Source organism: Puniceicoccus vermicola (genome assembly GCF_014230055.1).
GTDB classification, from domain to species: domain Bacteria; phylum Verrucomicrobiota; class Verrucomicrobiia; order Opitutales; family Puniceicoccaceae; genus Puniceicoccus; species Puniceicoccus vermicola.
Genome location: NZ_JACHVA010000062.1, coordinates 1 through 4739 on the forward strand (window position 1 = coordinate 1; position 4739 = coordinate 4739).

Sequence of the window (4739 nt, forward strand, 5' to 3'; positions counted from 1 at the left end):
TACGATGGAGTGGGGTGGTACTTTGAGTGGAACGGCGAAAACAGAATGATCGAGGCCCGTAATTACGCCGACATCATGAATCCCAGCAGCGGTGCCGTTCGCCTGACCTTTACCTACGACTATCAGGGTCGCCGGGTCGAGAAAACCGTCGAAGAATACGACGTGCCCCTCGCCTCGATGCAAACCGTCTCCGAAGAGCGTTTTATCTATGACGGCTGGAACCTAATCGCCACTTTCAGCTCTCAGGTTTCCGGTCTCAGCCATCAGGCCACCTATCTCTGGGGCCAAGACCTGAGCGGGTCGATGCAGGGAGCCGGTGGAGTAGGAGGACTGTTGAGTGTCTTGGATAAGTCCAGTTCAGACGTTTTCTACCCGACTTACGACGCCAACGGCAATGTCAGCGAGTATCTCGACGAAACCGGGGCCATTGCCGCCCACTATGAATACTCGTCATTCGGTCGCGTTATCGCTTCGACCGGAGCACCAGACGATTTCGCCTTCCGCTTCTCGACCAAATATCAAGATAACGAGACGGACCTACTGTATTACGGCTTTAGATACTATAACCCCGAAACGGGAAGGTGGCCATCTCGCGATCCCATCGGAGAAAGGGGTGGGTTGAATCTGTATGGGTTCGTCGGGAATGCTGGGGTGGATAGATGGGATTATTTGGGGCAGCTTGATCTTGGACCATGGACTTGGGAGCCGAAGATTAAATTGATTGTTGCGACTGTTACGGTCAAATTTAGATTCACTGCATCCTTTAACTATGAAACTGGTAAGAGTAAAGCTGAGTGCCCAGATGAGTGGCCTTCAAATGTCAAATTTGATTGGGATATTAGTTTAGATGAGAGGGATCAGCGTGTTGGCTTTGATGCTTGGGCTGGACTCAAAGGTGACAATCTCAATGCCATTGGGCGTATTACTGGAGGTGTTCAGTGGGAAGGGAAATCATGGTGGAAAAAGTTTTGGAATGCAGGTTTCTACTTCGGTTCCGAACAAGATGTGAGTGCCTCTTTCCAAACGTATATAAGTAAAGAAATTACAATATCTGGACAGACTTTTAAGGCATGTTCTTGCGTAAGTGGATCCATCGATCAGACCGTTGGTGTCGAAACTGATTTTCATATTGTTCCAACTGGTCTCGCTATTGTAACAGCTGGCATTTCAGCTTATGTTTCAAATATTGGAAAAGTTGTTGTAGTCACAGGTAAGCTTGCTGGAGCTCGGTAAAATTTTTAATATTCGCTATGAAACAAAGAGATGTTGCAAAATTTATTTTTAAAGGCAGGAGAAAGCTTGGAAACGCATTCCTTATCGTCTTCATTCTAGGCATTGTTGTTTTTAATTTTTTTCCAGAGGCAGGATGTTTTTTGATAGGGGCTGGTTTTACTACTGGAATATATATACACTCCAGGATTAATGTGGAATCCGAGTCTGTTATAGTTGGATGCTATAAAGCTGAAGGTAAAGAATCAAAGACAGACGTTTTTGTTGGATCTGAGAAGATCGAATTACCTTCTTTCTGCCGTGAAACTATTGATGATAAAGATGGCATGAAGTTTTTTTCATTTGCCATAGTTGCGCTTCCCGAGGAGATGGCCGAAGCCGGGACAGAAAAGGACTAGGACGCCAAAAAGACGTCACGTCTTGAATCATGACAAGAATCCCCCAGTGATCCCTGCTGGAATCCGGTCAACTCTTCGGCGCGTCTCGGACGCCCTTATGCCGCCCCGGCGCCCCCGCCCCGCCCGCGCCGCGATGATTGGAGGTCCGGGCCTGCGCTTTCGCACAAGGGCGTTATGTCCAATCCCGCCTGATTCCTCCTGCCAGTCGCTGGAGCTCCTTCGGATGGGGCGGGTTTTGACATAACGCTGTCTTGTGCGAGTCTTCCGTCTTCGCCCCTTTTGGACTACGCCGAGACAGGTCGGCCAGGATAGGCGGCGCGGTCGGGGTGGGGGAGCCGGGGCGGGTGCGGGCTCACGTTGTATTGGTTCGGAAACTCCCCGGTGTCGCGGGAATGTTCCCTCCGAGTCCTTCGGCCTCTGCGCGCTCCTTCGTCGCTTTGCCAAAAGCTTCCCTCCGCATCGGATTCCGATGCTCCAAAGTTTGGAACGGCCCCGCGCCCGGCGGCAACGGCAATCCGGGAGGCTTGCCTCCGTATTGAAATATCTCCGACAAGAGGAATCTTTCCTTAGTCGCTCCCCGCCACGCGCCCCCAAAATCGCACGCTTCGCTTTGCTCTGGGAGCTTCCCCCCGCCACCCGTGGCGCGGTTGCCCCGCGCGTTGCTCGCTTTGCTTCGCCGCGCGGGGAAATGCCACTCCGACGCAGGACGCGACGCCCACGGCCCGGCAAGCGGGCCATCTACGACGCTTGAGGATTACCCGGCGAAGCCGGAAGGATGGGGAAGGAGCCATGCCCCGCGCTTCGCGCCTGGCACCCAATCTTGGGCCGCCTCCCCGGCCCGCTGGAAAGCGGCTAAAGAGAAAATCATCTTTCGGAACGGCTCCTGGCGGCCAAGTTGGCGCGGATGTTCCAAATGCGTTCGATCTCGTCAAATGCGTCGTCGAAAGCACGACGCAAAAGGCTTTGGTCGGGAAACCGTAGCAAGGAGTTTGCCGAAGCGATCTCCAGCGAGTCGTTGTAGAACCGTTTTGGGTAGCGGGCATAAGCCCAGTTGGAGCCCTTGCGTGCGGCTTCGTATAATGGAAAGTAGTGCTCGCGAACAACGGCATCGAGAATCGTGAGAAACTCGCCAATCGGAACGCTTTCGCCGAACGGTCCGATTTGCCGAACCCTTGCGGTTAGCCCGATTAGATCGTGTCCGATGTCCTTTAGTTTCTCTCGGTAGTCTTTCCGCTTCTCGGAAGTCATCCAATCGTGATCCCGGAGGTTCCGGCACTCTTCGAACTGGCAAAGCCACATGCCCTTGAGAAATATCTCCGCGCCCATCTGGAAAACCGGATAGGGAAGATAGGTGTTCAAGGGTGGTCTGGAAAGGCCGCTGGACAACTGAACCGAAATCGTGCCTTTGGCACTTTGGATCAGATCCCGGCCATCTTCGAGCCATCGAAGAGGCTGAAGATCGGTATCGACCTTGAAACCGGGTTGGAGGCTGGGGTTCCCATCACGACGTTCAAGCCATGCTTTGCGCATGGCTTGGTAAGCTTCTTCTTTTTTCCGGTCACCGTCCTCGCGCATGCATTCGGCGATGAGCCGAATCGTGTCATCGTCCGGCTCCATTGGTGCTCAGGAGGCCTTGTCGAGGTAGCTTTCGAGCATCTCGAGAACGACGCCCTGCTTAGCCTTCGGAAGTCCGACCAGCCGCTGTGTGAGTTTTTTCACTCTTGGCGGTGGGCCGCTTTTGATCTTCTCGGGTTTGAGATCGAAGAGTTCGTCGAGGGAAACATCGAGAACCTTTGAAACCTTGAGCACGAAATCACTGGTTGGGTTCGGGCAACTGCGTTCGTAGTGGTGCACGAGGCTCCTGGAAATCTCCAGCGCATCGGCGAGTTCCTGCTGGGTCATGCCGCGTTGCTTGCGAAAATGGGAGAGTCGTTGACCGAAGAAAGGGGCTTCCTTGGTGGTGGTTCGTCCGCTTGCCATGGGCCGATTATACGGACGATTCGTCAAAATGGTCTTTTTCACGGAAATCGCTTGCATGTCTATGCCAATGTGAACTATCAAAAAATTATGCAAGTTAAGAATGCTTAAATTTTTGATAGTTTTGCCTTGACTGCCAAATACGAAAAAAGGCCAGCAGCTGAGTCGGGAAAACATAAGCCGCTGACCTTCAATCAGTAAATGAATACAAAGACATGAAAGAAGAAAACGGCCCGGAAGGGCAAGCTGAAACGACCGGACGGAAGCCCTCTCCGGTGAAACTGGTGGTAGAAATCCACCCCCTGAATCTGGAGCCTGCCCGGGCGTTGGCGCGGGAGCGTTGCTTGCAAAAGCTCGAAGAGACGCTCGGAGAGTTGGCCCACGATCTGGCCGAGGCTTGGAATCGTCCGGGCAGTTGGGAGGCGAGTCGGGTGACGGACTGGCTGGAGAGCCATTATCCACCGGTGGAAACCTTGAAAGAGTGGAGGCGGGAAGATGGGTAGGATCCCCGAGACCGAACTGGACTCCCTGAAATCCTCCGTGGACCTCGCGGCCTTGGTCCGGTCCAAGGGAATCGAGCTGAAGAAGCATGGCTCGAAGGACCTTGCGGGCCTCTCGCCGTTCACGGAGGAGAAGACGCCGAGCTTCATCGTGACCCCGGGCAAGAACCTGTGGCACTGCATGAGCAGCGGGCAGGGCGGGAGCGTGATCGACTTCGTCATGAAATACGACGGGGTCTCCTTCCGGGAGGCGGTGGAGCTTTTGCGGACGAAGAACCCCTCGCTCTACCGGAGCGCGGGTCCGGTGAGGAAGTCCACCGTTCCGAAGCTTCCGCCTCCGATCGAGTTCGACGCGGACGACCAGACGCTCTTCGGGCAGGTGCTCGCTTACTACGCGGGGCGGCTAAAGGAGAATAAGGCTGCGGTGGACTACTTGAAGAAGCGCGGCCTCTGGGAGGAAGAAGCCCTGGCAACCTTCCGGATCGGCTACGCCGACCGGACGCTCGGGCTGACCTTGCCGCACAAGAACCGCAAGGACGGAGCGGAAATCCGCACCCGCTTGCAGCGGCTGGGGATTTACCGCGAGAGCGGTCACGAGCATTTTAACGGATCGCTGGTCTTCCCCGTGATCGAC

6 protein-coding genes are annotated in these 4739 nt (G+C 54.5%); 4 read left to right on the forward strand and 2 right to left on the reverse strand.

The features are described 5' to 3' along the window. A partial coding sequence (locus tag H5P30_RS07610; protein WP_221774321.1) for an RHS repeat-associated core domain-containing protein occupies nt 1-1233 on the forward strand: 1233 nt, incomplete at its 5' end. Between the two features lie 17 nt (nt 1234-1250). Continuing rightward, entirely contained in the window at nt 1251-1628 is a 378-nt protein-coding gene (locus H5P30_RS07615; protein WP_185692369.1) for a hypothetical protein, read from the forward strand. 864 nt (nt 1629-2492) lie between these two features. Here H5P30_RS07615 and H5P30_RS07620 read toward each other — a convergent pair. Then, nucleotides 2493-3245 carry a hypothetical protein gene (locus H5P30_RS07620; protein WP_185691323.1) on the reverse strand — a complete coding sequence of 251 codons (753 nt, stop codon included), beginning with the start codon at nt 3243-3245 and terminating at the stop codon, nt 2493-2495. Nucleotides 3246-3251: 6 nt separating this feature from the next. Beyond that, nucleotides 3252-3650: a helix-turn-helix domain-containing protein gene (locus H5P30_RS07625; protein WP_185691324.1), complete on the reverse strand. Its 399-nt coding sequence runs from the start codon at nt 3648-3650 to the stop codon at nt 3252-3254. Between the two features lie 170 nt (nt 3651-3820). Here H5P30_RS07625 and H5P30_RS07630 point away from each other — a divergent pair, with 170 nt between their 5' ends. Together H5P30_RS07630 and H5P30_RS07635 are read left to right on the forward strand one after the other, a co-directional pair. Beyond that, nucleotides 3821-4108, forward strand: a complete 288-nt coding sequence (locus H5P30_RS07630; protein WP_185691325.1) for a hypothetical protein — start codon at nt 3821-3823, stop codon at nt 4106-4108. Beyond that, nucleotides 4101-4739 (forward strand): CHC2 zinc finger domain-containing protein (locus H5P30_RS07635; protein ID WP_246459221.1); only part of this gene is annotated, 639 nt, incomplete at its 3' end. The genes H5P30_RS07630 and H5P30_RS07635, both read left to right, overlap by 8 nt.